The sequence below is a fragment of the Streptomyces sp. NPDC127129 genome, from assembly GCF_042671585.1.
In the GTDB taxonomy this organism is placed as follows: Bacteria; Actinomycetota; Actinomycetes; order Streptomycetales; family Streptomycetaceae; genus Streptomyces.
The window spans coordinates 96,993-121,656 of sequence record NZ_JBHXTV010000003.1 but is presented as its reverse complement, the minus strand read 5'-3'; the positions used below and the strand labels follow the sequence as shown (position 1 = coordinate 121,656).

At 72.1% G+C, this 24,664-nt stretch carries 29 protein-coding genes; 19 read left to right on the top strand and 10 right to left on the bottom strand.

Features of this window, described 5'->3' with window-relative positions; genetic code table 11:
• Nucleotides 1–10 precede the first annotated feature (10 nt).
• Genes sufD through ACFVGW_RS06675 form a run of 7 tightly spaced genes read left to right on the top strand, consistent with a single transcriptional unit; the run spans nt 11 to nt 4,770 of the window.
• Nucleotides 11–1,192, top strand: a complete 1,182-nt coding sequence (sufD, locus tag ACFVGW_RS06705) for a Fe-S cluster assembly protein SufD (protein WP_383221098.1) — start codon at nt 11–13, stop codon at nt 1,190–1,192.
• On the top strand, nt 1,192–1,512 hold the full coding sequence (locus tag ACFVGW_RS06700) for a bifunctional 3-phenylpropionate/cinnamic acid dioxygenase ferredoxin subunit (RefSeq protein WP_260228615.1): 321 nt from the start codon (nt 1,192–1,194) through the stop codon (nt 1,510–1,512). The genes sufD and ACFVGW_RS06700 overlap by 1 nt, the downstream gene beginning before the upstream one ends.
• 7 nt (nt 1,513–1,519) lie before the next feature.
• Nucleotides 1,520–2,284 (top strand): Fe-S cluster assembly ATPase SufC, encoded by a 765-nt coding sequence (gene sufC, locus ACFVGW_RS06695; protein ID WP_383290592.1) that lies wholly within the window; start codon nt 1,520–1,522, stop codon nt 2,282–2,284.
• Complete coding sequence (locus tag ACFVGW_RS06690; RefSeq protein WP_352186262.1) at nt 2,281–3,549, top strand: cysteine desulfurase; 1,269 nt, start codon at nt 2,281–2,283, stop codon at nt 3,547–3,549. The genes sufC and ACFVGW_RS06690 overlap by 4 nt, the downstream gene beginning before the upstream one ends.
• Nucleotides 3,550–3,558: 9 nt before the next feature.
• Entirely contained in the window at nt 3,559–4,020 is a 462-nt protein-coding gene (gene sufU / locus ACFVGW_RS06685) for a Fe-S cluster assembly sulfur transfer protein SufU (RefSeq protein ID WP_352186261.1), read from the top strand.
• Nucleotides 4,017–4,355, top strand: coding sequence for a metal-sulfur cluster assembly factor (locus ACFVGW_RS06680; RefSeq protein WP_362014105.1), 339 nt, complete (start codon nt 4,017–4,019; stop codon nt 4,353–4,355). Before sufU ends, ACFVGW_RS06680 begins: the two co-directional genes overlap by 4 nt.
• Nucleotides 4,356–4,404: 49 nt before the next feature.
• On the top strand, nt 4,405–4,770 hold the full coding sequence (locus ACFVGW_RS06675) for a VOC family protein (RefSeq protein ID WP_385851087.1): 366 nt from the start codon (nt 4,405–4,407) through the stop codon (nt 4,768–4,770).
• Here ACFVGW_RS06675 and ACFVGW_RS06670 read toward each other — a convergent pair.
• Complete coding sequence (locus tag ACFVGW_RS06670; protein ID WP_385851086.1) at nt 4,760–5,383, bottom strand: hypothetical protein; 624 nt, start codon at nt 5,381–5,383, stop codon at nt 4,760–4,762. The genes ACFVGW_RS06675 and ACFVGW_RS06670 overlap by 11 nt on opposite strands.
• 66 nt (nt 5,384–5,449) lie before the next feature.
• Nucleotides 5,450–5,842 (bottom strand): hypothetical protein, encoded by a 393-nt coding sequence (locus ACFVGW_RS06665; protein ID WP_385851085.1) that lies wholly within the window; start codon nt 5,840–5,842, stop codon nt 5,450–5,452.
• 62 nt (nt 5,843–5,904) lie between these two features.
• On the opposite strand from ACFVGW_RS06665, the gene ACFVGW_RS06660 reads away from it, so the two are divergent.
• From ACFVGW_RS06660 to ACFVGW_RS06645, 4 genes are all read left to right on the top strand, one after another.
• Nucleotides 5,905–6,225 carry a DMT family transporter gene (locus ACFVGW_RS06660; RefSeq protein ID WP_383221093.1) on the top strand — a complete coding sequence of 107 codons (321 nt, stop codon included), beginning with the start codon at nt 5,905–5,907 and terminating at the stop codon, nt 6,223–6,225.
• Nucleotides 6,225–6,830 (top strand): TetR/AcrR family transcriptional regulator, encoded by a 606-nt coding sequence (locus ACFVGW_RS06655; protein WP_385851084.1) that lies wholly within the window; start codon nt 6,225–6,227, stop codon nt 6,828–6,830. The genes ACFVGW_RS06660 and ACFVGW_RS06655 overlap by 1 nt, the downstream gene beginning before the upstream one ends.
• A gap of 43 nt (nt 6,831–6,873) precedes the next feature.
• Nucleotides 6,874–7,857 (top strand): 2,3,4,5-tetrahydropyridine-2,6-dicarboxylate N-succinyltransferase, encoded by a 984-nt coding sequence (gene dapD / locus ACFVGW_RS06650; RefSeq protein ID WP_352186255.1) that lies wholly within the window; start codon nt 6,874–6,876, stop codon nt 7,855–7,857.
• A 75-nt stretch (nt 7,858–7,932) separates the two neighbouring features.
• Nucleotides 7,933–8,151 (top strand): hypothetical protein, encoded by a 219-nt coding sequence (locus ACFVGW_RS06645; protein ID WP_385851083.1) that lies wholly within the window; start codon nt 7,933–7,935, stop codon nt 8,149–8,151.
• Here ACFVGW_RS06645 and dapA read toward each other — a convergent pair.
• A complete protein-coding gene (gene dapA, locus ACFVGW_RS06640) occupies nt 8,136–9,014 on the bottom strand; it encodes a 4-hydroxy-tetrahydrodipicolinate synthase (protein ID WP_385851082.1) in 879 nt (292 codons plus the stop codon). The two genes, ACFVGW_RS06645 and dapA, sit on opposite strands and share 16 nt — an antisense overlap.
• Nucleotides 9,015–9,154: 140 nt before the next feature.
• On the opposite strand from dapA, the gene ACFVGW_RS06635 reads away from it, so the two are divergent.
• The gene (locus ACFVGW_RS06635; protein WP_352186252.1) at nt 9,155–9,895 is read left to right on the top strand and encodes a glucose 1-dehydrogenase; all 741 of its coding nucleotides are present in this window, start codon (nt 9,155–9,157) and stop codon (nt 9,893–9,895) included.
• 53 nt (nt 9,896–9,948) lie between these two features.
• Here the strand turns inward: ACFVGW_RS06635 and ACFVGW_RS06630 are convergent, their stop codons facing one another.
• A complete protein-coding gene (locus tag ACFVGW_RS06630; protein ID WP_385851081.1) occupies nt 9,949–10,392 on the bottom strand; it encodes a GNAT family N-acetyltransferase in 444 nt (147 codons plus the stop codon).
• A gap of 86 nt (nt 10,393–10,478) precedes the next feature.
• On the opposite strand from ACFVGW_RS06630, the gene ACFVGW_RS06625 reads away from it, so the two are divergent.
• Nucleotides 10,479–11,189: an antibiotic biosynthesis monooxygenase gene (locus tag ACFVGW_RS06625; RefSeq protein ID WP_385851080.1), complete on the top strand. Its 711-nt coding sequence runs from the start codon at nt 10,479–10,481 to the stop codon at nt 11,187–11,189.
• Nucleotides 11,190–11,198: 9 nt separating this feature from the next.
• Here ACFVGW_RS06625 and ACFVGW_RS06620 read toward each other — a convergent pair whose 3' ends face one another.
• Complete coding sequence (locus ACFVGW_RS06620; protein ID WP_385851079.1) at nt 11,199–13,046, bottom strand: endonuclease/exonuclease/phosphatase family protein; 1,848 nt, start codon at nt 13,044–13,046, stop codon at nt 11,199–11,201.
• A 218-nt stretch (nt 13,047–13,264) separates the two neighbouring features.
• Here ACFVGW_RS06620 and ACFVGW_RS06615 point away from each other — a divergent pair, with 218 nt between their 5' ends.
• Nucleotides 13,265–14,743 carry a hypothetical protein gene (locus tag ACFVGW_RS06615; protein ID WP_385851078.1) on the top strand — a complete coding sequence of 493 codons (1,479 nt, stop codon included), beginning with the start codon at nt 13,265–13,267 and terminating at the stop codon, nt 14,741–14,743.
• Between the two features lie 244 nt (nt 14,744–14,987).
• The gene (locus tag ACFVGW_RS06610) at nt 14,988–16,427 is read left to right on the top strand and encodes an alkaline phosphatase PhoX (protein WP_385851077.1); all 1,440 of its coding nucleotides are present in this window, start codon (nt 14,988–14,990) and stop codon (nt 16,425–16,427) included.
• 75 nt (nt 16,428–16,502) lie between these two features.
• Here ACFVGW_RS06610 and ACFVGW_RS06605 read toward each other — a convergent pair whose 3' ends face one another.
• Both ACFVGW_RS06605 and ACFVGW_RS06600 read right to left on the bottom strand, forming a co-directional pair.
• Entirely contained in the window at nt 16,503–17,714 is a 1,212-nt protein-coding gene (locus tag ACFVGW_RS06605; protein ID WP_385851076.1) for a TerD family protein, read from the bottom strand.
• 45 nt (nt 17,715–17,759) lie between these two features.
• Nucleotides 17,760–17,990: a hypothetical protein gene (locus ACFVGW_RS06600; RefSeq protein WP_385851075.1), complete on the bottom strand. Its 231-nt coding sequence runs from the start codon at nt 17,988–17,990 to the stop codon at nt 17,760–17,762.
• Between the two features lie 69 nt (nt 17,991–18,059).
• Here ACFVGW_RS06600 and ACFVGW_RS06595 point away from each other — a divergent pair, with 69 nt between their 5' ends.
• On the top strand, nt 18,060–19,034 hold the full coding sequence (locus ACFVGW_RS06595; protein ID WP_385851074.1) for an AraC family transcriptional regulator: 975 nt from the start codon (nt 18,060–18,062) through the stop codon (nt 19,032–19,034).
• A 193-nt stretch (nt 19,035–19,227) separates the two neighbouring features.
• Here the strand turns inward: ACFVGW_RS06595 and ACFVGW_RS06590 are convergent, their stop codons facing one another.
• A complete protein-coding gene (locus ACFVGW_RS06590) occupies nt 19,228–20,037 on the bottom strand; it encodes an NAD-dependent epimerase/dehydratase family protein (RefSeq protein WP_385851073.1) in 810 nt (269 codons plus the stop codon).
• Nucleotides 20,038–20,261: 224 nt separating this feature from the next.
• Between ACFVGW_RS06590 and ACFVGW_RS06585 the strand changes: the two genes are divergently transcribed.
• Both ACFVGW_RS06585 and ACFVGW_RS06580 read left to right on the top strand, forming a co-directional pair.
• The gene (locus ACFVGW_RS06585) at nt 20,262–21,191 is read left to right on the top strand and encodes a 5-dehydro-4-deoxyglucarate dehydratase (RefSeq protein WP_385851072.1); all 930 of its coding nucleotides are present in this window, start codon (nt 20,262–20,264) and stop codon (nt 21,189–21,191) included.
• Nucleotides 21,188–22,318, top strand: coding sequence for a hypothetical protein (locus ACFVGW_RS06580; protein WP_385851071.1), 1,131 nt, complete (start codon nt 21,188–21,190; stop codon nt 22,316–22,318). The genes ACFVGW_RS06585 and ACFVGW_RS06580 overlap by 4 nt, the downstream gene beginning before the upstream one ends.
• Before the next feature lie 16 nt (nt 22,319–22,334).
• Here the strand turns inward: ACFVGW_RS06580 and ACFVGW_RS06575 are convergent, their stop codons facing one another.
• Complete coding sequence (locus tag ACFVGW_RS06575; protein WP_385851070.1) at nt 22,335–23,528, bottom strand: MFS transporter; 1,194 nt, start codon at nt 23,526–23,528, stop codon at nt 22,335–22,337.
• A gap of 107 nt (nt 23,529–23,635) precedes the next feature.
• Nucleotides 23,636–24,025, bottom strand: coding sequence for a hypothetical protein (locus ACFVGW_RS06570; RefSeq protein ID WP_385851306.1), 390 nt, complete (start codon nt 24,023–24,025; stop codon nt 23,636–23,638).
• A gap of 68 nt (nt 24,026–24,093) precedes the next feature.
• Between ACFVGW_RS06570 and ACFVGW_RS06565 the strand changes: the two genes are divergently transcribed.
• On the top strand, nt 24,094–24,663 hold the full coding sequence (locus ACFVGW_RS06565) for a GNAT family N-acetyltransferase (RefSeq protein WP_385851069.1): 570 nt from the start codon (nt 24,094–24,096) through the stop codon (nt 24,661–24,663).
• Nucleotide 24,664: the final 1 nt, after the last annotated feature.

The window sequence follows — 24,664 nt, the reverse complement described above, 5'->3', positions numbered from 1 at the left end:
GACGACAGCCATGGCTGAGGCTCAGAACATTCCGGCGGGCTCCACCACTGCCGGCTCGATCGCGGTGGCCGCCGAGTCCACCGTCGCCACGCGCATGAGCGCGCCCCCGTCCTTCGACGTCGCGGACTTCCCGGTCCCGCACGGCCGCGAGGAGGAGTGGCGGTTCACCCCGCTGGAGCGCCTGCGCGGCCTGCACGACGGCACCGCCGTCGCGACCGGCGAGGGCGTCAAGGTCGAGATCGAGGCCCCCGAGGGCGTCACGGTCGAGACCGTCGGCCGTGACGACGAGCGGCTCGGCAAGGCCGGCACGCCGGTCGACCGCGTCGCCGCCCAGGCGTACTCGTCCTTCGAGAAGGCGTCGGTCGTCACCGTCGCCAAGGAGGCCGTCCTCGGCGAGCCGATCCGCATCGCCGTGCACGGCCAGGGCGGGGTCGCCTTCGGCCACCAGGTCATCGAGCTCGGCGCCTTCGCCGAGGCCGTCGTGGTCATCGACCACACCGGTGACGCGGTGCTCGCCGCCAACGTGGACTACGTCCTCGGCGACGGCGCCAAGCTCACCGTCGTCTCCGTCCAGGACTGGGACGAGAAGGCCGTCCACGTCGCCCAGCACAACGCGCTCGTCGGCCGCGACGCCTCCTTCAAGTCGGTCGTGGTGACCTTCGGCGGCGACGTCGTCCGCATCCACCCGCGCGTGCAGTACGCGGCCACCGGTGGCGAGGCCGAGCTCTTCGGCCTCTACTTCACCGACGCCGGCCAGCACCAGGAGCACCGCCTCCTGGTCGACCACAACACGCCGCACTGCAAGTCGAACGTGGCCTACAAGGGCGCGCTCCAGGGCCAGGACGCGCACGCCGTCTGGATCGGCGACGTCCTCATCCAGGCCGCCGCCGAGGGCACCGACACCTACGAGCTCAACCGGAACCTGGTCCTGACGGACGGCGCCCGCGTCGACTCCGTGCCGAACCTGGAGATCGAGACCGGCGAGATCGCCGGTGCCGGTCACGCCTCGGCCACCGGCCGGTTCGACGACGAGCAGCTCTTCTACCTGATGGCCCGCGGCATCCCGGAGACCGAGGCCCGCCGCCTCGTCGTCCGCGGCTTCTTCGCCGAGCTGGTCCAGCAGATCGGTCTGCCGGACGTCCAGGAGCGCCTGATCGCCAAGATCGAGGCCGAGCTGGAGGCGTCCGTCTGATGGCCGACTTCGTCCGCGTCTGCGCGCTGAGCGAGCTGGAGGCCGACACCCCGAAGCGGGTCGAGGTCGACGGCACGCCGGTGTCCGTCGTGCACACCGAAGGCGAGGTGTTCGCGATCAACGACATCTGCTCGCACGCCAACGTCTCCCTCTCCGAGGGCGAGGTCGAGGACTGCTCCATCGAGTGCTGGCTGCACGGCTCCAGCTTCGACCTCCGCACCGGTAAGCCGTCCGGCCTTCCCGCGACGCGCCCCGTGCCCGTATACCCCGTCAAGATCGAAGGGGACGATGTGCTCGTCTCCGTCACCCAGGAGTCCTGAGTCACCCATGGCAACGCTTGAAATCCGCGACCTGCACGTCTCCGTCGAGGCCGAGAACGGCCCCCGGGAGATCCTCAAGGGCGTCGACCTGACCGTGAAGCAGGGCGAGACCCACGCCATCATGGGCCCCAACGGCTCCGGCAAGTCGACCCTGGCGTACTCCCTCGCGGGCCACCCGAAGTACACGATCACCGGTGGCACCGTGACCCTGGACGGCGAGGACGTCCTGGAGATGTCGGTCGACGAGCGCGCCCGCGCCGGCGTCTTCCTGGCCATGCAGTACCCGGTCGAGGTCCCCGGCGTCTCGGTCTCCAACTTCCTGCGCACCTCCGCCACCGCCGTCCGCGGCGAGGCCCCCAAGCTGCGTACCTGGGTGAAGGAGGTCAAGGAGGCCATGGAGAAGCTCCAGATGGACCCGGCCTTCGCCGAGCGCAACGTCAACGAGGGCTTCTCCGGCGGTGAGAAGAAGCGTCACGAGATCCTTCAGCTGGAGCTCCTCAAGCCGAAGATCGCGATCCTCGACGAGACCGACTCCGGCCTCGACGTCGACGCGCTCCGCATCGTCTCCGAGGGCGTCAACCGCGTCCGTGAGAGCGGCGAGGTCGGCACCCTGCTGATCACCCACTACACGCGCATCCTGCGCTACATCAAGCCCGACTTCGTGCACGTGTTCGCGAACGGCCGCATCGCCGAGTCCGGCGGCGCCGAGCTCGCCGACCAGCTGGAGGCCGAGGGCTACGACAAGTACGTGAAGGGTGGCGCATCCGCGTGACATCTGCCCATCAGGGGCTCTCCGGCCTCCTCGACACCGAGGCGATCCGCAAGGACTTCCCGCTCCTGGATCGCGTGGTCCACGACGGCAAGAAGATCGTGTACCTGGACTCCGCGGCGACCTCGCAGAAGCCGCGCCAGGTGCTCGACGCGCTCAACACCTACTACGAGCGCCACAACGCCAATGTCCACCGCGGCGTCTACACGGTCGCCGAGGAGGCGACGGCGCTCTACGAGGGCGCCCGTGACAAGGTCGCGGCGTTCATCAACGCGCCGAGCCGCGACGAGGTGATCTTCACCAAGAACGCCTCCGAGTCGCTCAACCTCGTGGCCAACATGCTGGGCTGGGCCGACGAGCCCTACCGCGTGGACCACGAGACCGAGATCGCCATCACGGAGATGGAGCACCACTCCAACATCGTGCCGTGGCAGCTGCTCTCGCAGCGCACCGGCGCGAAGCTGAAGTGGTTCGGCCTCACCGACGACGGTCGCCTCGACCTCTCGAACATCGAAGAGGTCATCACCGAGAAGACCAAGATCGTCTCGTTCACGCTGGTCTCGAACCTGCTGGGCACGATCAACCCGGTCGAGACGATCATCCGGCGTGCGCAGGAGGTCGGTGCGCTGGTCTGCATCGACGCCTCGCAGGCGGCCCCGCACATGGTGCTCGACGTGCAGGCGCTGCAGGCCGACTTCGTGGCCTTCACCGGCCACAAGATGTGCGGCCCGACCGGCATCGGCGTGCTGTGGGGACGGCAGGAGCTCCTGGAGGACCTGCCTCCGTTCCTCGGCGGCGGCGAGATGATCGAGACCGTCTCGATGCACTCCTCGACGTACGCGCCCGCTCCGCACAAGTTCGAGGCGGGTACGCCCCCGATCGCCCAGGCCGTCGGCCTCGGCGCGGCCGTGGACTACCTCGCCGCGATCGGCATGGAGAACATCGCGCGCCACGAGCACGCGATCACCGAGTACGCCGTCCGCCGCCTCCAGGAGGTGCCGGACCTGCGGATCATCGGCCCCACCACGGCCGAGGACCGCGGCGCGGCGATCTCCTTCACGCTCGGCGACATCCACCCGCACGACGTGGGCCAGGTCCTCGACGAGCAGGGCATCGCGGTCCGGGTCGGCCACCACTGCGCGCGGCCGGTCTGCCTGCGGTACGGAATTCCCGCGACCACGCGAGCGTCGTTCTATCTGTACTCCACCCCGGCCGAGGTCGACGCGCTGGTCGAGGGGCTGGAGCACGTACGGAACTTCTTCGGCTAGGGGACCCTCGTGAAGCTGGATTCGATGTACCAGGACGTCATCCTGGACCACTACAAGCACCCGCACGGGCGCGGTCTTCGGGACGGCGACGCCGAGGTGCACCACGTCAACCCGACGTGCGGTGACGAGATCACGCTCCGGGTGAAGTACGACGGCTCGCGGATCGAGGACGTCAGCTACGAGGGTCAGGGCTGCTCGATCAGCCAGGCCTCGGCCTCGGTCCTGAACGAGCTGCTCGTCGGCAAGGAGCTGGACGAGGCGCAGAAGATCCAGGGCACGTTCCTGGAGCTGATGCAGTCCAAGGGCCAGATCGAGCCTGACGACGCGATGGAGGAGATCCTGGAGGACGCGGTCGCGTTCGCGGGTGTCTCCAAGTACCCGGCCCGGGTGAAGTGCGCGCTGCTCAGCTGGATGGCGTGGAAGGACGCGACGGCCCAGGCTCTGGGCGACGCGGAGAGGAAGTCGGCATGACCGAGAACGTCGAGGCCACGATGAAGCCGGCCTCCGAGGAAGAGATCCGCGAGGCGCTGTACGACGTCGTCGACCCCGAGCTGGGCATCGACGTCGTCAACCTCGGCCTGATCTACGGAATCCACATCGACGACTCCAACGTCGTCACGCTGGACATGACCCTGACGTCGGCGGCCTGTCCGCTGACCGACGTGATCGAGGACCAGGCGAAGGCCGCGACCGACGGCATCGCCAGCGAGCTGAAGATCAACTGGGTCTGGATGCCGCCGTGGGGTCCGGACAAGATCACGGACGACGGTCGCGAGCAGCTCCGCGCGCTCGGGTTCAACGTCTGATCGCAGGCTTCACCGCGAACGGCCATGATCGCCAGGCATACTGGCGGCCATGGCCGTTCGCATGTACCACGTCGTCGTCGACTCCCACGACCCTCGGGCCCAGGCCCGGTTCTGGGCCCAGGTCCTGGACTGGAAGATCCTCTACGAGGACGAGCACGAGGTCATCGTCGGCGCCGACGAGCATGCCCTGCCCGGGCTGTGCTTCCTGCCGGTGCCCGAGTCCAAGACCGTGAAGAACCGGCTCCACATCGACCTCACGCCCGACGACCGGGACGCGGAGGTCGAGCGGATCGTCGAGCTCGGCGCCCGCCGGATCGACATCGGTCAGGGCGAGGACGCGACGTGGGTCGTCCTCGCCGACCCCGAGGGGAACGAGTTCTGCGTGCTGCGGCCGAAGCGGTCGCTCACGGACTGAACGGTGGTGTCCCGGCGGCCTGCACGAGGGCGGGGGCCAGGTTCTCCTTGCGGATGCGCTGGTCGACGTAGACGAGGCCGGTGACCAGGGGCGGGAAGACCGAGCAGACGGCCTGCGCCAGCATGCCGCCGACGACCGCGATCACCAGCACCGGTACGAGCGCGATCATGACCTCGCCCGGGGTCTCGACGTCGGACGCGGCCGTGAGCGAGACCGGGAACGACAGCAGTGTGCTGAGGACCTGCTGGATCAGCCAGTTCGCCATCCCCGCCATGAGGCCCGCGACCAGCAGCGCACCGAAGATCCGCCACCACGAGCCGCGCACCAGTTCGCCGGAGCGGCGCATGGAGGCCGTCGCTCCCTGCCCCTCGAACACCGCCGCCGTCGGCGCCAGGCTGAGCTTCACCCAGATCCAGGTGGCCAGCGGCATGGTGGCCAGGGCGACGAGGAGGGCGACGAGGGCGAAGCCGGACGCGGTCATCGCCGAGTCCGACCCGCTGCCCGTGCTCGACGCGGCCGTGACGAGCGCGATCATGAAGCCGATCATCGCTCCCATGAAGAGGGCGACGGGCACGAAGACGACCAGCATCGTCAGGAAGACCGTGCCGATCACCGACGGCATCCTCGACCAGGAGCGGCGCCAGACCGCGCCGAAGGTCGTCCGCCGGCCGAGCACCGCCTACTGGAGGACGGCCGGGCACGCCGCGTACACGACGGCGCTCGCGACCAGCATCCCGACCATGGCGACCAGCCAGACGAGGCCGAAGGCGACCAGCAGCGGGCGGCCGTCGTCCCAGCTCGGTTCCTGCCCGCCCGGCAGGTCGAAGACGCGCGGCACATGGTCCGCGACCGCCGCGTACGCGAGGCCGCCGACCGCCGCGACCAGCAGAAGCGCCCCGCCGAAGGCGGCCGTGGCCACACCGAGCAGCTGCTTCCAGTAGCGGCCGATGGTGGCGAAGGCGCCGGTCAGGATCTGACTGAGACCCAGCGGCGCCAGGGGTATCACGCCGGGCTTCGGCGGAGGGGGCGGGGGAGCGTAGCCGTAGCCGTACGGCCCCGAGGGATACGTCATGCGGGACACCGTAGCGGCAGGCTTTGCGTACGCCCGTACACATCGGCGGTACGATGGGGCGCATGGGATACGGACTGCTGGCGGGCGCCATCACGGCGGAGATCATCGCGACGGTCTCGATGAAGTACAGCGACGGCTTCTCCAGGCTCTGGCCCTCCGTCGTCACGGGCGCCGGCTATCTGGTCGCCTTCGCCCTGCTCGCCCAGGCGCTCAAGACCCTCCAGGTCGGCACGGCCTACGCGATATGGTCCGGCGTGGGCACCGCCGCCGTCGCCGTCATCGGCATCCTCTTCATGAACGAGACGCTCAGCGTCGCCAAGGTCGCCGGGGTCCTCCTGATCATCGCCGGCGTCCTCGTGCTCAACATGGGGGGCGCGCACTGATGGCCCGCCCCCGCCGCCACGACCCCGAGCGGCGGCAGCGGATCGTCGACGCCGCGCTCCGCGTGGTCGGCGCCCGGGGCATCGACGGGCTCAGCCACCGCACGGTCGCGGCCGAGGCGGACGTGCCGCTCGGCTCCACGACGTACCACTTCGCCTCCCTCGACGAACTCCTCGTCGCGGCGCTGCGCCAGGCCAACGAGGGCTTCGGGCGGCAGCTGCGCGAGAGCCCGGCGCTCGCCGACCCGCACACCGACCTCGCCGCCGCCCTCGCCCGGCTGACGGGGGAGTGGATCGGCGGCGCGCGGACGGGCGTGGAGCTGGAGTACGAGCTCTACCTCGCCGCGCTCCGACGTCCCGCGCTGCGGCCCGTCGCCGCGGAGTGGACGGACGCCGTCACCGAGGTCCTGTCCCGGCGGACGGACTCCGCGACGGCCCGCGCGCTGGTCGCGCTCATGGACGGCATCTGCCTCCAGGTCCTGCTGACGGACGGGACGTACGACGAGGAGTACGCCCGCGAGATGCTGGCGCGTCTCCTGCCGGGTGATCCGACGAGGTCCGTGGCGCGGGGGTTGGCGGATCCGCCGGGAGGCTCGACCGACACCTGAGACCGGTTGGCCCGGGCGGGGCCCCGAACGTTAGGTTTTCCGCATGACCACTGCTCCTCGCACCACCGGCGCCGTCGCCGCCGGCCTCGCCACCATCGCCGGTGACGGCACCGTTCTCGACACCTGGTTCCCCGCCCCCGAGCTGACCGACGCGCCCGGGCCCGCCGGTACCGAGCGGCTCACCCCCGACGCCGCCGTCAACGCCCTCGGTGAGGGCGCCGCCAAGGCCCTCGGCGTGGACGCCCGCCGTGGCGTCGAGGTGGTCGCGGTCCGTACCGTCATCTCCTCGCTCGACGACAAGCCGCTCGACGCCCACGACGCGTACCTGCGTCTGCACCTGCTCAGCCACCGGCTGGTCAAGCCGCACGGCCAGAGCCTCGACGGTGTCTTCGGCCTGCTCGCCAACGTCGCCTGGACCTCGCTCGGCCCGGTCGCCGTCGACGACATCGAGAAGGTCCGCCTCAACGCGCGCGCCGAGGGCCTGCACCTCCAGGTCACCTCGATCGACAAGTTCCCGCGGATGACCGACTACGTCGTCCCCGCCGGTGTCCGGATCGCCGACGCCGACCGCGTCCGCCTGGGCGCGCACCTCGCCGCCGGTACGACCGTGATGCACGAGGGCTTCGTCAACTTCAACGCCGGCACGCTGGGCACCTCGATGGTCGAGGGCCGCATCTCGGCCGGTGTCGTCGTCGGCGACGGCTCCGACATCGGCGGCGGCGCCTCCACCATGGGCACCCTCTCCGGCGGCGGCAACGTCATCATCTCCATCGGCGAGCGCTGCCTCATCGGTGCCGAGGCGGGCGTCGGCATCGCGCTCGGCGACGAGTGCGTCGTCGAGGCCGGCCTCTACGTCACCGCCGGTACGCGCGTCACGATGCCCGACGGCGAGATCGTCAAGGCCCGCGACCTGTCCGGCGGCGACAACATCCTCTTCCGCCGCAACTCGGTGACCGGCGCCGTCGAGGCCCGCCCGAACAACGCGGTGTGGGGCGGGCTCAACGAGATCCTCCACAGCCACAACTGAGGCCGTGACCTGCTCGTGTGACGCTGCGTTGTCAGGATGACGTGGTCACACGAGCAGACAAGGCGAGGAGTCGACATGAGGACGAGACCCACCATCGTCGGAGCGCTGACCGTGGCGGCGGTGCTCCTGCCGGCCGCGGCCGCCTCCGCGGACGAGACGCACACACGGACGCACAACGGTCCGTACGTCTCGAACGGTCCCAGCCTCACCCTCCGCACCGGTCAGATCGACGACCCGCTGGAGGACGTCCTCGAACACGCGGCGCTGTTCGGCACCACCTATGTGTTCGACTGAACCAGATCCTCGTACGCCGCCCGCAGCCCGTCGACCGTCTCCAGGTCGGCGGGCTGCAGCGGTTCCCGGACGAAGTCGCCGAGGAGAGCCTTGGCCGTGACCGTGCCGGGCAGGCCGGAGGCCATCATCAGCTCGGCGAGTGGGAGGGTCAGGCCGTTGAGCCGGGCGGCCCCGGCCGTGTCGCCGGCGTCGAAGGCGTCGAGCACGGCCCGCATCTGGCGGGGCGCCACATTGGCCACCGTGCTGACGTATCCGGCGGCGCCCACCGCGTACAGCGGGAGGTTGAGCTCCTCGCAGCCGGAGTAGTACGCGAGCGAGGTGCGGGCGATCACCTTGGAGGAGCCGAGCAGGTCGTAGGAGCAGTCCTTGACGGCGACGATCCTCGGGTGGGCGGCGAGCCGCAGCATCGTCTCCGGCTCGATCCGGGTGCCGGTGCGGCCGGGGATGTCGTACAGCATCACCGGCAGGCCGGTCGCGTCGGCGACCTTCAGGAAGTGCGCCTCGACGGCGGCCTGCGGCGGGCGGCTGTAGTACGGGGTGACGACCAGGAGCCCGTCCGCGCCCGCCTTCTCGGCCTCGCGCGCCAGCTCGGCGGTGTGGCGGGTGTCCGAGGTGCCCACGCCCGCGACCACGGCCGGGCCGGGGCCCACGGCCTCGCGGACCGCCTCGATCAGCGCCGCCTTCTCGGCGTCCGTGGTGGTCGGGGACTCGCCGGTGGTGCCGTTGAGGACGACGCCGTCGCAGCCCTCGGAGACCAGATGGGCGGCGTGCTCGCGGGCGACGTCGAGATCCAGTCCGCCGGTGGCGGTGAACGGGGTGATCATCGCGCAGAGGGCCCGGCCGAAGGGGCGTTCAGTGCTCATCCGGGAAGTCTGCGGCCCTTGATGCTGAAGGTCCACTTAGTTCTCCTTCGGGTGAAGGGTAAGCATCACTGAAGGGTGTGGAAGCGTGCGACTCTGGCATGATCTCCCTGCGTGACAGGAGGACATGGAGAGAGAACAGCATGAGCGAACAGCGTGTCGCCCTGGTCACCGGTTCGTCCTCGGGCATCGGCGCCGCGGTCGCCCGCCGGCTGGCCGCCGCGGGGATCCGGGTCGTGGTCAACTCGGCGCGGTCGGTGGAGGCGGGCAAGGCCCTCGCCGCCGAACTGCCCGACGCCGTCTACGTGCAGGCCGACGTCTCCGACGAGGCCCAGGCGGCGGCCCTGGTGGCCGCGGCCGTGGAGGCGTACGGGCGCCTGGACATCCTCGTCAACTGCGCGGGCACCACCCGGTTCATCCCGCACGACGACCTCGAAGCGGCTTCGCCCGACGTCTGGCGGCACCTGTACGACGTCAATGTCATCGGGGTCTGGCAGACCGTCACCGCCGCCGTCCCGCACCTGCGCGCCCACGGCGCGGGCTGCGTCGTGAACATCTCCTCGCAGGCCGGAGTCCGCCCGGGCGGCAGCTCCATCCCCTACGCGGTCTCCAAGGCGGCCGTCAACCACATGACGAAGCTCCTCGCCAAGACCCTCGGTCCGGACGTCCGGGTCAACGCCGTCGCGCCGGGCTTCGTCGACACCCCCTGGTTCGACGGCGTGGAGGGCGCCGACGAGGCCAAGGCCCATGTGGCGGGAGCGGTACCGCTGCGCCGGGTGGGCCGCCCGGAGGACATCGCCGGTGCGGTCTTCGACCTCACCGGCGCCGCGTACATCACGGGCGAGGTGCTCCTCGTCGACGGCGGAGGCCATCTGCTGGGCTGAGACCGGTCCGCACGCCGGGCCGAGGCCGCCGAAGCCGCTGGGCCGAACCCGGTTCAGAGCGCGAGCTTGAAGCCGTCGTGGCTCCGGGCGAAGCCCAGCGCCGCGTAGAACCGGTGGGCCTCCGTCCGCCGCTTGTCGCTGGTCAGCTGGACGAGCGCGCAGCCACGATCCCGCGCCCGTTCCACCGCCCGGAGCATCAGCTCCCGCCCGAGTCCGCCGCCCCGCCGGTCGGCCCTGATGCGCACCGCCTCGATCAGGGCCCGCTCGGCACCGCCCCTGCCGAGACCGGGGATGTACGTCGCCTGCAGACAGCCGACGACCACGTCACCGTCGACGAGCACCAGCATCTCGTTGCGCGGATCGTCCACGAGGGCGGCGAAGGCCCGCTCGTACGCCTCCGTGACGGTCACCGAGGCGGGGTCCACGACCCGCTCCTCGTCGGCGAGAAGGGCGAGGACGGCGGGCAGTTCGGCGCGGGCGGCGGGGCGGAGGATCACGCCCGAAGTGTCGCACGGACGGGAGGGCTTGACCTCAAGCGAGGTTGAGGTCGAAGACTGGGGTCACCGACGACAGGAGGCCACTCATGAACGCCGTTGCCCTGCCCGATGCCCGTCCCGACCTGCGCCGCCCCGGGGTGGGACTCGTCCTCGCCAGTACCTGGCGGGTCGGTACGCCCGAGCGGCAGACCGCCGCCGTCGACGCCATCGCCACGGCGTGGGAGCGCCGGGACTGGCCGGACGTCGGGCTGCTCTCGTACTCCGTGTACACCGGCACGGACGGGGACACCCTGCTCCACTACTCGCAGTGGACGGGCGAGGAGGCGTACCAGGACTTCGTCCGCACCTTCCGGGACGGCCGGAACGCCGAGATCGACGCGGCCGTGCCGGGGATCGAGCGCGTCGCGCTCCACCGGTACACCCCTCCGTACCGGTCCACCGAGCCGGCCGACGCCAGGATCCCCGGCTGTGTCGTCATCGTGGACGTGGAGTTCGACGCGCCGGACGCCGCCCGGCAGCGCGACTGGGTGGACGGGGTCTTCGAGGCGCTGGAGACGGACCCGGCACCCGCGCCCGGCGGGATCTCGGGCCACTTCCACCTCTCCACCGACGGGACCAGGATCCTCAACTACGCGGAGTGGGAGAGCGAGCGGGCCCACATCGAGGCGCTCGCCCGGCCCGGGGACGGGATCGGCACGTCGACGCCGCAGTGGGCGAAGGTGCAGACGTACGCGGGCGTGGTGGGCGGTGGGGTGCGGCGCTACGCGCCCGCGCTGAGCCTCGGCGCGGGCGCGTAGCGCGCGGCATCACGGGCGGAAGCGCAGGACCTGCGGGTCGTGGTCGCTGTTCTGGTCCGCGAACTCCGCGTTGATGTGGACGCTGTCGTACTCGAAGTGGCCGATCCCCGGGCTGGTCAGGATCTGGTCGAGAACCTGGCTGTTGCCCTGGAAGACGTACGAGTAGCGCTCGCTGCGCGGCAGGGACTTCACCGCCGGGTAGAGCGCCCCGCCGTCCGTCAGCGCCTTCGTCGTCTCCGAGAACTCGAAGTCGTTGATGTCGCCGAGGACGAGGACGTCCGCGTTCTTCCGGATCGAGAGCACGTCCTTGACGAAGGCGTTGACGGCCTGCGCCTGCAGCAGTCGCTTCGCCTCCGAGGAGCGGACCGGCGGCTGGTGGTGCGAGACCAGGGACTCGTCACCGCCCTTGGAGCCGAAGTGGTTGGCGACCACGAAGACCGTGCGGCCACGGAAGGAGAACTCGCCCGCGAGCGGCTTCCGGCTGCTCTCCCAGGCCGTGTTGGCCGGGTCGATCCGGCCGGGCGACAGGGTCAGCTCGGGCGCGCCGCCCTCGCCGCGCACGACGCCCGTCGCGGTGACGGCGTCGCCGCCCGCGCGGTCGGTGAAGGAGACGCGCTCCGGGTTGAAGAGGAAGGCCTGGCGGATGTTGCCGCCGGGCTCGCCGCCGTCCTTGTTGTTCTGCGGGTCGACCGAGCGCCACTCGTACGCCGGGCCGCCCGCCGCCACGATGGCGTCGGTGAACTTCTTCAGCGTCTGGTCGGCGGCGACCGTGCCGTCGTTCTTCGCGCCGTTGTTGTCCTGGATCTCCTCCAGGGCGAGGATGTCGGGCGAGGCCAGGTTCGTCACCACGGCCGCGGCCAGCGCGTCGAACTTCTCCTGCGGGTCGGACGGGTCGAGGTTCTCGACGTTGTACGTCGCGACCGCCAGCTCGTTCTTGTGCTGCCGGTCCGTGACCTCGCGCTCCAGGCCGCGGTCGACGACCGTGCCCAGGGTGCGCGCCGTCAGCGTGTAGCCGCCGAACTGGTTGAAGTCGAGCGGGCCCTCGGTCGTGCCGGAGAGCACGTCGCCGACGTCGGCCGTCGGGAAGGGCTGCTGGGCGATCGGGGTCAGCGACTGGATCTGGAGCCGGCCGGTGTTCTGCGCGTCGTACGAGCCGTAGACCGTGCCGCCGCGCCAGTTGCGGTTCTCCCAGGGCTTCACCGTCACCCAGAGCTCGGAGTACGGGTCGGTGGCGCCCACCACGCGCGAGGTCCCGACGCGGACGTTGGTGCCCTCCAGGGACTCGTAGTAGTCCAGGGCGTAGTGCTTCGGCTTCAGGGTGAGGCCGTTGATGGAACCGGCCGCGGCCGCGTCGCCCTCGGGCGCGTACGCGTCGGGGACGGACCAGGCCGAGATCGTCACGGGGGCCGGGACCGGGTTGCCCTGCGAGACCACGGTGACCGTGGGCTTGGCGATCTGCGTCAGCGACTGGTTGCCGGAGTTCAGACCCCCGGGGACGTACTCGCCGACCGTGCCGTTGACGCTGACGGCGTCGCCGACCGCGACGGTCGGCACCGAGCTCGTGAAGACGAACAGGCCCTCGCTGGTGGCCGGGTTGTCGTCGGCCTGCGGGTCCTGGATCCAGAATCCGCGCGAACCGTAGGTGCGCACACCGGTCACGATCCCCGTGACGCCGGTGACCTGGGTGCCGACGAGCGGCGAGACGCGGGTGGTGCCCTGGATGTCGTGGATACGGACACCGGCGGTGGTCTCCGTCGAGGTGTCCGCCGAGGCGGTGGAGCCGGCGAGGAGTCCGGCCGCGAGGGCGGCCGACACGACGGCGGCCACGGCCGCGGATCTCGGTATGGAGGAAGGCATCAGGGGGCTCCGGAGGCACTTGGATGAACGGTCGATGTATCTACGCGCGTCAATCTCTTGGCTGAGCGGTGGACTTGTCAAGAGTCGACGGGTGTACGAAGGCTGACGCCTCGGTGAACCGACGGGCCGGACGGGAAATGCGTCTACGCTGAAGTCCGTTCGCCGACCGCGCGACCGGCCCCCCCGGACTCGCAGGCCCTTCGAGGAGAAGACCCCAGATGGCACCGGATCGCCCCACCCTGCCCCCCGTTCAGCTGCACTCGGACGCGGAGCTGGCGCGGGCTGCCCTGGCCGCGCCCCTGCTGGCGCGGGCGGCCCGGCTCGCCCGCTGGGCCGGGCCCGAGACCAGGGTGGGCGCGGGCGGAGAACTCGTCGACGAGCAACTGCCCGCCGCCGCCGAGGTGTTGGGTCTCACATCGGACGAGGACGGCGAGGCGTACGCGAGCGAGGCCTGGCGCCTCGCGGTCGACACCGGGCTCGTCGAGGTCGAGGACGGCGACGAGGACGGTGACGAGGACGGCGACGAGGGCGACACCCCGGGCACGGTCGCCCCGGGCGAGAACCTCGGCCTCCTCACCGGCGGCGCCCCGCTCGACGTCCTCGGGATCTGGCTCGACGGCCTCGACGTCGTCTTCGCCGACGCCACCGCGCCCGTCCTCGACGACCTGGCGGACGTCATCGGCGAGGACGGCGAGATCGACTTCGAGCTGCTCGACTGGAACCCGGAGGAGGAGGCCGAGTTCCTGGAGGGCGTGCTCGGCAACCTGTACCTGCTGACGGTCGGCGAGGGCGGACCGGGCGAGGGACCCGTGCCGCTGCCGGCGCTCGCCGCGTCGATGATCGTCCCGGACGACATGGGCGAGCCGACCGACGACGTCCTGGAGCAGGTCTCGGAGGCCATGATGCGCCTCGACGAGCAGTTCCGGCTGCTCGAACCGATCGGGCTCGTCGAGTACCAGCCCGTCGACGAGGCCCTGATGGTCGAGGAGGGCGAGGAGCCCACCGCGCGGATCGACGAGGTCGACGACGAGGACGTCACCCGGTACGGCATGGTCCGGCTGACGCCGCTCGGGCTCTACGGCGTACGGGCCCGGATGCTGGAGGCGGGCGTCGACGCGCCGGCCGTCGGCGAGCTGGCCGACAAGGGGGCGGACGTGCTATTCGACGGTCTCGCGGTCTACCCCGAGCCGGCGGCGCGCGCCGAGACCGTGGCCTGGCTGGCGGGGCGTGACGCCGTGAGCGCGGCACGGGAGCTGCTCGCCGCGGCGCGGGGCGCCGACGCCGGTTCCCCGCTGCGCCGGCTCCACTGCCAGCAGGCGCTCTCCCTCGTGGGCGCGGACGCGGAGCCCGCGGTACGGGAGGTGCTCGACGACGCCGAACTGGGCGGGCTCGCCCGGGTCTGGCTCGCGGAGCGGGGGGCCGCGGACGTGCCGGCGCCGTCGGAGTCGATGATCTTCTGGCTGGCGATCGACACCATCGCGGCGCAGCTGGACGCCCGGGGCGACCTGGACGAACTCCGTGAGCTGATCGAGGGGCTGACCGGCCGCCACAGCGGCTTCTTCGACGCGGCCTGGCGGGTGGAACACCCGGCGACGGCCGAGGTCCTGGAGGCCATGGGCCGCCTCCACCCCGACAAGGCGGCGGCCAAGGAGGCCCGCAAGGCAGCCTTCAAGGCGAGGTCCCGTACGGGGTCGTAGGCGGCCTTCCGCATGTGAGCGGCCCGCCCGGCGGGCGCCCTCCCCGGCCAGGCGGACGGCCCCGCCGAGCGCCGTCCCCCGCCCGGCGGACTGCCCGGTGGCGGGGCCGGCCCCGGGTCCCGCAGGCCGCGTACCCCGCGCCGGGGTGCAGTTCATCGGGGGGCGTCTCTCTGTTCAACTCTCGTTCGTGCGTGGGCGGGACCGTGTGCCCGACATCGGGTGACGACAGGGAGACGAACACGCCATGCCTCTCAACCGCAGAGAGTTCGCCAAGCACTCCACCGCCGCCGGAGCCGGGCTCGTCCTGACCGGATCGGTCGCCGCGCTCGCCACCGCACCCGAGGCGCTCGCCACCGCGGACGACCGGCTCGACGACCACGCCGACGACCTCGCGGCCTCGGGCGACCGGCACCGGCTCGGCTACGGTCCCCTCGTCGAGGACCCCGCCGGCGTGCTCGCCCTCCCCGCGGGCTTCACGTACCGCGTCATCACCCACAGCGGCGTCACCAAGCTGGAGTCCGGCGAGTTCACCCCGCAGAAGCACGACGGCACCGCCACCTTCGCCGGCCCGCGCGGCACCACCCTCCTGGTCAACAACCACGAGCTCAAGGGCAAGCGGTCCGGCTGGAAGCACCCGGTCCCGCTCACCGAGGGCCTCGTCTACGACCCCGCCGCATCCGGCGGCTGCACCGTCGTCGAGGTGCACCGCGACGGCACCGTCGCCGAGTGGGTCGGCATCGCCGGCACCTCCACCAACTGCGCCGGTGGCCGCACCTCCTGGGGCACCTGGCTCACCTGCGAGGAGAACTCCGACCGTGCCGGCGAGAACGGCATGACCAAGGACCACGGCTACGTCTTCGAGGTCGACCCCCGCGACCGCCGCGCCAACCGCGATCCCAAGCCGATCAAGGCGTTCGGCCGTTACGACCACGAAGCCGTCGTCATCGACCCCAAGCGCGGCCACGCCTACCTCACCGAGGACGCCTCATCGCCCAACGGCCTCTTCTTCCGCTGGGTGCCGCCGAAGGGCTTCGAGCACGGCCGCGGCAAGCTCCGCACCCTCGCCGACGACGCCGGCGTCCTCCAGGCGCCCCGCTGCATCGACTCCGGCGGCCGCTTCGTCGACGACCTCTCCCGCGCCACCCGGATCGGCACGGTCTACGGCGTGGACTGGCTGGACGTCCCCGACCGCGACGGCCGCGAGGTCGAGGTCCGCGAGCAGTTCGGCCCCGACGAGGTCACCCGCGCCCGCAAGCTGGAGGGCATGTGGTGGGCCGACGGCGGCGCGTACATCGTCTCCTCGTACGCCCGTGACGAGAGCCCCGGCGCCGCGCACGACGGCCAGGTCTGGTTCTACGACCCCAAGCGCCGCACGCTGACCCTCCAGGTCCTCCTCGGCGTCAACGCGAACCCGGACGAGGACGGCGCCTACGACGGCCCGGACAACATCACCGTCTCCCCGTACGGCGGTCTCGTCATCGCCGAGGACGGCGAGGGCGTCCAGCACCTCTTCGGTGCCACCGAGCGCGGGCGCACCTACCCCATCGCCCGCAACGACCTGAACGACAGCGAGTTCACCGGCGTGGTCTTCTCGCCCGACGGCGACACGCTCTTCGCCAACATCCAGGACCCGGGCATCATGGTCGCCGTCACCGGCCCGTGGCGCCGCCAGCCGCGCCGCTGACCCGTGACGCGAAGTCCCTGGACATGAGGAAGGGCCCGCCGGACGACCGGCGGGCCCTTCTCGTACCGCGGACCGTCAGAGCGACTGCGCGGCGGGCTTCACCATGCCCCGGACGGTCCGCGACTTCACGAACTCGCCCATCGCCGTCATCTCCCACTCGCCGCTGAACTGCTTGATGAGCTTGGCCATCATCACGCCCGTCTGCGGCTCGGCCGTGGTCAGGTCGAAGCGGACCAGCTCCTCGCCGGTCGCCGCGTCGATCAGCCGGCAGTACGCCTTGGCGACCTCGGTGAACTTCTGGCCCGAGAACGAGTTGACCGTGAACACCAGGCCCGTGGCGTCGGCGGGGAGGCGGCCGAGATCGACGACGATGACCTCGTCGTCGCCCGCGCCCTCGCCGGTCAGGTTGTCACCGGAGTGCTTGATCGAGCCGTTCAGGATGGAGAGCTTGCCGAAGTAGCAGCTGTCCAGGTGGTTGCGCTGGGGGCCGTAGGCGATGACGGAGGCGTCGAGGTCGATGTCCTTGCCGCGGTACGCGGGCTCCCAGCCGAGGCCCATCTTGACCTGGGAGAGCAGCGGACGGCCGCCCTTGACCAGGGACACGGTCTGGTTCTTCTGGAGGTTGACCCGGCCCTTGTCCAGGTTGATCTTGCCGCTGGGGGCGGGGGCCGCCGGGGGGGCCGCCGGGGGAGGCGTGGGGGCGGCGATCCGCGGGTCCACGGCCGCGGGCGGCGCGACCGGAGCCGCGGGTGCCGGGACGGCGGCGGGCGCGGCGGCCGCGGGCTCCTCGTCCACCGAGACGCCGAAGTCGGTGGCGATCCCCGCCAGCCCGTTGGAGTACCCCTGGCCCACCGCACGGGCCTTCCACGCGCCGTTGCGCAGGTAGATCTCCACGACCACCAGGGCGGTCTCCGTGCCGAGCTGCGGCGGGGTGAAGGTGGCGAGGACGCTGCCGTCGTCCGCGTTGCGGATCGTCGCGGTGGGCTCGATGCCCTGGAACGTCTGGCCCGCGGCGTCGGGGCTCGCGGTGACGACGATCTTCTCGATGCCGGGCGGCACGGCGCTCGTGTCCACGACGATCGCGTCCGGCGCCGAGCCGCCGCCGGAGCGGTAGGTCACACCGGGGCCGGCCGGCTGGTTGTAGAAGATGAAGTCGTCGTCCGAGCGGACTTTGCCGTTGGCGCTGAGCAGGAGGCCCGAGACGTCGAGCCGTACCGGAGCGGCGACGTCCACCGCCACGCGCGCGGCGGAGAGCGGGATGTTCGAGCCGGGGGTCATAGCGGTCATGCCAGGGCTAACGAGCGAGACAGCTTTGCCGTTCCCTTACCTTCCCTACCTTCGGCCACTCCGGTTACGGGGGTGGTTCCGGGCCGTGCGCTCGTTGCCGAACCTGTACGCGCCCGTCCAGCGCGCCATGACGAGCTGGGCGTCCCCCGACTCCACCTCCGCCAGGAACTTCTCCGCGCGACCGCCGCGCAGGGTGCCGGCGGCGCGCCCCCGGTGGGTGATGACGACCGTGCCGTCCGCGCGCTGTTCGTAGCTGAATCCCTGGGGTTGCGGCATGACGGGCATCCTGCCGGTCACGGGCAGGTCCGTCATATGAATATTCGAGCGGATCGTATTCTTCCGTTCGTGGGTGGGAGTTCTTTTCGTACGCAGGACGTGGACCAGGCGCGGCAGGAGATCGACGCGCGGTACTACGCCAACTTCATGGACGTCATCGAGCGGCGCGAGCGGCCCTTCGCGGCGAGGTTCGACACCGTCGCCCTCGGGCCGCTGGTCATCGGGGACCTGTCCTGCGGGGCGGACGTCCGCATGCGCTTCGGGGAGCTCGGGGCCTTCCACGTCAACGCCCCGCTCGGCGGGACGATGGAGCTGCGTCAGGGCGGCGCGGCCCCGGTGGTCGCGACGGCGGGCGAGGCGGTGCTGCTCGACCCGTGCGGGGACACCGTCCTGGAGCGCTGGAGCGGGGACTGCCGCACCCTCTCCGTCAAGATCGACGCGGCCGCGCTGCACGAACGTCTCGAAAGGCTGCTCGGGCGCCCGCCGCGCGGGCGCCTCGCTCTCGCGCCGCGCCTGGACACCACCCGCGGCCCCGGGCTGAGCTGGGTGCGCTTCGCCCGTCAGGTGGCTCGCGAGGCGCTGGCCGGAGACAGTCTGGCCCATCACGCGCTGGTCGCCGTGCCGCTCCAGGAGGCGCTGCTCAACGGGCTGCTGCTCGCGGCCGAGCACCCGTGGCGCGACGAGCTGGCCCATCCGGGCGAACCGCTGCGGCCCGCGCCCGTCAAGCGGGCGATGGACGCCGTGAACGCCCGCCCCGAGCACCCGTTCACAACGACCGAGCTCGCCGGTCTCGCACGGGTGGGCGTGCGCCGGCTCCAGGAGTCGTTCCGGGAGTACGTGGGTATGTCGCCGATGGCGTACGTCCGTCAGGTCCGGCTCGATCGGGTCCACGAGGAGCTGCGGGGTGCCGGGCCTGAGGAGCTGAGCGTGAGCGAGGTCGCGTGGCGCTGGGGCTTCGCGCACCACGGCCGGTTCGCGGCGCAGTACCGGACCCGCTTCGGGGAGACGCCCTCCCAGACGCTGCGGGGCGCCGCCGGCCGCTGAGGCGCCGGACCGCACGGCCTTCGCCGGATCCGCCGCGTTCCGTGGACAGTCGCCGCGCTCAGCGGATCGCGGCCGCACATGGGGCAGCCGTAACGTTCCTTCTGTCGCGTGTGCCAAGCATGCTGTGACCCGGGTCCGGCCGGCGCCCCCGCAAAAGTCCGGCCGGACCCGTGCAGGAACGCCCCGTCCGCCGTCAGTGCGGCCAGCGCGGGGGTTCCGTGCAGAAGTGGCCGCCCACGTGGGCGGCGGCCGGGTCGTCCTCCTTCGGCAGCCCCTGCTCGGCGATGATCCGTTCCGCGTACGGCTCCGAGTCGTCCCGCGGCTCGTAGCCGAGCGCCCGCGCGGAGGAAAGGTCCCACCACAGCCGGGTGTTGGCGGAGGAGCCGTACACCACGGTGTGGCCCACGCCCTCGGCGGTGAGCGCCGCGTGCAGCAGCCGCGCGCAGTCGGCCGGGCTCAGCCACATCGACAGCATGCGCACCGAGGTCGGCTCGGGGAAGCAGGAGCCGATCCGCACGGAGACGGTCTCCAGGCCGTGCTTGTCCCAGTAGAACTGGGCCAGGTCCTCGCCGAAGCACTTGGACAGGCCGTAGAAGGTGTCCGGGCGGTGCGGGGTGCCGACGGGGATCACCGGGCCGTCCTCGCGCGGGCGCGGGGTGAAGCCGACGGCGTGGTTGCTGGAGGCGAAGACGATCCGGCCGACCCCCTCCTCGCGCGCGGCCTCGTAGAGGTGGTGCAGGCCGGTGATGTTCGCGGCCACGATCTTCTCGAACTCCGCCTCCAGGGAGATCCCGGCGAGATGGACGACCGCGTCGACGCCGCGGACGGCCTCGCGCAGCGCCTCCCGGTCCGCGAGGTCGGCGACGATCGCGTCCGGCGCGCCGTCGACGGGTGCCACGTCGAGCAGGCGGAGCTCGTATCCGTACGCGGGCAGCAGAGCGCGCATCAGCGTGCCGACGCCACCGGCGGCGCCGGTGAGCAGGACGGTGCGGGGTGTGGGCATGCGAGGAGTCTCCGTCCGTGGATCGTATTCACAACCGTGGACACGGTAGGGAGCGGCTCCGGGGAGCGTCAAGAGCGCACACGCTCCGTCAAGACCGCACGGCCGAGACGGGTTTGAGCCTTGACCCGCACTTCGGGGCTGCTCTAGCGTGCAGGTGTTCAAGAGTATGGACAACAATCAGAACTGTGCACGACGGTGCACGACGGACTTCTCTGGGAGCGCCCGTGACCACAGCCCCGCTCGCCGAACGGCTCGACGGCCTGCTGTTCTTCCCCGTCACCCCCTTCGCCGCGGACGGCACCGTCGACCTCGGCCTCTTCCGCGCGCACGTCCACGCGGGCATCGAGGCGGGCGCCGCCGCCGTCTTCGCCTGCTGCGGCACGGGAGAGTTCCACGCCCTGACCCCCGAGGAGTTCCAGGCCTGCGTCGCGGCCGCCGTGGAGGAGTCGGCCGGACGGGTCCCCGTGCTCGCCGGCGCCGGCTACGGCACGGCGCTCGCGGTCCGGTACGCGCGGCTGGCCGAGGACGCGGGCGCGGACGGGCTCCTCGCCATGCCCCCGTACCTCGTCGTCGCCGACCAGGCGGGACTCCTGCGGCACTACACCGAACTCGCCGCCGCCACCTCCCTCGACGTCATCGTCTACCAGCGCGACAACGCGATCCTCACCCCCGAGACGGCCGTCGCCCTCGCCCGGACCGACGGGATCATCGGCCTCAAGGACGGCCTCGGCGACCTCGACCTGATGCAGCGCATCATCAGCGCCGTGCGCTCCGAGGGCCTCGGCCTGCTCTACTTCAACGGCCTGCCGACCGCCGAGCTCACCGGACTCGCCTACCGGGGCATCGGCGTCACCCTCTACTCCTCGGCCGTCTTCTGCTTCGCCCCCGACATCGCCCTCGCTTTCCACCGCGCCCTCGCGGCCGGTGACGACACGACCGTGGAACGGCTGATCGACGGCTTCTACCGGCCGCTCGTCGAACTCCGCGCCAAGGGGCGCGGCTACGCCGTCTCCCTCGTCAAGGCCGCGGTACGGATGGGAGGCCTGGACGTCGGCGAGGTACGGCCGCCGCTCAGCGAGCCCGCGCCCGAGCACCTGAAGGAACTCGCCACGATCATCGAGCGCGGACGCGCGCTGCTCGGGGGCGACGCGTGAGGACCGGGACCTTCGTCTACCCGTGGGACGTCGTCGGCGACCCGGCCGCGCCCGGACGCCTCGCGGACCTGGGCGTCACGAGCGTCACGCTCGCCTCCGCGTACCACTCCACCCGCGCCCTGACACCCCGGCACCCCCGGCACCGCGTCGTCACTGCCGAACACGCCGCCGTGCTCTACCCGCCGGACGGCGCCCGCTGGTCGGGGCGTGGGCTGCGGCCGTACGAGGCCGGCGCGTGGGCGCCCGGCGACGCCTACGGCGAGGCGGCCCGGGCGCTCGCGGACACGGGCCTGGAGGTCCACAGCTGGGTCGTTCTCGCCCACAACTCCCGTCTGGGCGCCGACCATCCGGCGACCTCGGTCGTCAACGCCTACGGAGACCGCTACCCGTGGGCGCCCTGCATCGCCCAGCCCGGCGTCCGCGCCTACCTGGTGGACCTGGCGGTCGAAGCGGCGGTACGGCCCGGAGCGGCCGGCACCGAGCTGGAGTCCTGCGGCTGGTACGGCCTGGCCCACCTCCACGCCCACGACAAGACCGCGGGCGTCGCGCTCGGCGACCGCGAGCAGTACCTGATGTCCCTCTGCTTCTGCCCCTCCTGCCGGCAGGGGTACGGGGAGGAGGACGTCGATCCCGACGCGCTGGCGGCGGCCGTGCGGGGCGCGCTGGAGCCGGTGTGGGCGGGAGGTCCGGCACGAGGGCTCGGCGCCTTCGAGGACACGGTGCTCGCCCGGCGCGCACGGACGGCCCGCACCCTCCAGGAGGCCGCCGTCGCCGCCGTCCGCGCGGCCGCCGCGCCCGGCTTCCGCGTCCTGCTCCACGCGGACCCGCTCCCGTACCGCTGCGGCGCCAACGCCGGCACCGACCCGGACCACGTCCTCGGAGTCGCGGACGGCGTCGTCACCCCGGCCGCCTCCGTGGCCCCCTTCGCACGCGCCGCCGGCCCGGACACCGTCCTCGCGGCCAACATCGGCGTGGTGACGGGCATGGGAGGCTCCCCCGGCACGCTCGCGGAGGACGCCGAGCGGGCGGCGGCCGAGGGCGCCACCGAACTCCGTCTCTACCACGCGGGTCTGGCCTCCGACGCCGACCTCGCCCTGGTGGCGAAGGCCCTGCGGGCGCTCGGCTGAGGTGCGGGCGGACGCCTCAGGCGTCCGCCCCCACCTGGGCGCCGACCCGCCCGGGCGCCCCACGGGCGGCCAGGACGCCCGCCCCGGCGAGACCGGCGACGGCCAGCAGCGGCAGTAGGACCCGCAGGTCGACGAGCGCCACCAGGCCCGCGCCCAGCGCCAGGGCGATCGCGTTCGGGACGAAGACCAGGGTGTGGGCCGTCGCCGCCGCCCGCCCCACGGCGTCCGCGGGGACCTCCCGCTGGACCGCCGTCATGACGGCGATCAGGACGAGCGGCAGGCCCACCCCGATCAGCCCGCTCGCCACCAGCGCCACGCCGTCGTACGGGACGGCGCGGACACCGGCCGCCACGGCGAAGAGGGCGAGCCCGGCGGCGGCCGCCGACCGCCCCGGGACGCGCCGCAGCACCGGCCCGGCCGCCAGGCCCGTCACGACCGAGCCCGCGCCCTGCGCCGCGTACAGCACCCCGGCGTACGCGGGGGAGTGACCGAGCCCCTGGTCCACCACGGTGTAGATCGCCGCCCCGTTGACCCCGGCGAGCAGCATCGTGAACGACCCGGCCAGGACGAGCGGGCGCAGGACGGCAGAGGAGCCGATCGCGCGCAGTCCCTCGCCCGTGTCCCGCAGCCAGTGCGCCGAGGCCGGGCGCACCGGCCTCTCCTCCCGTACCCGCATCAGCGCGAACACGCCCGCGGCCAGCGCGAACGTCACCGCGTCGAGCAGCGCCACGGGCCCGGCGCCGTACCGTGCGAAGAGACCCGCGGCGACGAGCGGGGCGACCAGCTTCACGCCCTCGTTCACGGTCGTCCGAAGCCCGTTGAAGTCCCCGAGGAACCGTCTGTCGAGCGCGCTCGCCGCCAGCGCGACCTCCGCGGCGTCGTGGACGGTTCCCTGGATCCCGTACAGCACGAGGACGGCGAACAGCAGCCACACCCGGTCCGCCCGGTCGACCCAGAGCAGGACCGGCAGCAGCGCCGCCATCGCCGCGTTCGACCACACCATCAAGGGCCGCCGCCGCACCCGGTCGGCGACCGTGCCGAGCAGCGGCCCGACGAGCGCCGGCGCCCACAGGGCGAACACGGTCAGCGCCGCCAGGCTGTCCGAGCCGGTCAGGGACTTGACCCAGATCCCCGACGCCAGCCACATCGCCGTCGAGCCGAAGCCCGACACCAGCACTCCGGTCAGATAGAGACCCGCAGTCCACTTCATGCCCGCAGCCTGGCCCCTGAGGCGGGGCGCGCGGATCGGGCAGATGCCCTAGAGGGACGGGCTACGGACGGCTGGGGCCCGGCCCGGTTCCGGGGGAGGGGGCGGGGTCACGCCACGCGCTTCGTGCGCGCCCGGTCCTCGTGGCGCAGGGCGGCCCACGTCACCAGGGCGCCCAGGCCCTCCCACAGGCCCACGCCGAGGAAGCCGGACGGGGCGCGGCCGGTGACGACGGCGAGGGTGAAGACGGCGCAGGTGAGGAGCCGGAACGGGACCGTCCAGCGGAAGAACGCCTTCCAGTCCGCGAGCGCCGCCAGGATGTAGTAGACGCCCATGTTGAGCGCGGCCATCGAGGAGGCCGTGAGGAAGACCAGGGTGTGGTCCCCGTCCGCCCGGTCCCCGCCGGGTATGGGGTCGAAGCCCATCAGTGCGAGCAGGGCATCGGGCGACACCAGGCCCACCACCCCCAGTGCGGCGGCGAGCAGGCCGAAGACGGCCATGGTCCAGCCTGACAGGGAACGGGGCAGTCGCACGGCGGTCCTCCGCGGTTCGAAACTATGCTCGGCTCATGCGTGACCTTGCATATCGCGTCGCGGGGCCTGCCGACCAATCGGCCCTCGCCGCGCTCGACGACTCCTTCACCACCGAGTACGTCTACGAAGTCGCCTCCGGGGACGTCGGGTTCGGGCTGCGGCTCACCGCGGTCTACCCGCCGCTGGTCAAGGTCTTCCCGGCGGAGGACGGGCCGGAGGACGAGCCGGAGGACGGGCCGGAGGACGGCGGGGCGGACGACGGCCGGCACGAGATCGTGGCCGTCGACGCCGACGGGAGACCCGTCGGGTTCATCGCCGTCGCCGTGGAGGAGTGGAACCGGCGGCTCGTCGTCCACCAGCTGACCGTCGGCCCCGGCCACCGCGGCCGCGGCATCGGCGGCGAGCTGATGCGCCGGGCCCTCGCCCACGGCCGCGAGCACGGCGCCCGCACCGCCTGGCTGGAGGTCACCAGCGTCAACGTCCCGGCGGTACGGGCCTACCGGCGCATGGGCTTCCGGCTCTGCGGCCTGGACACCACCCTCTACACCGGGACCGAGTCCGAGGGCGAGACCGCCCTCTTCATGGCAAGGCCCCTGGACCGGTAGG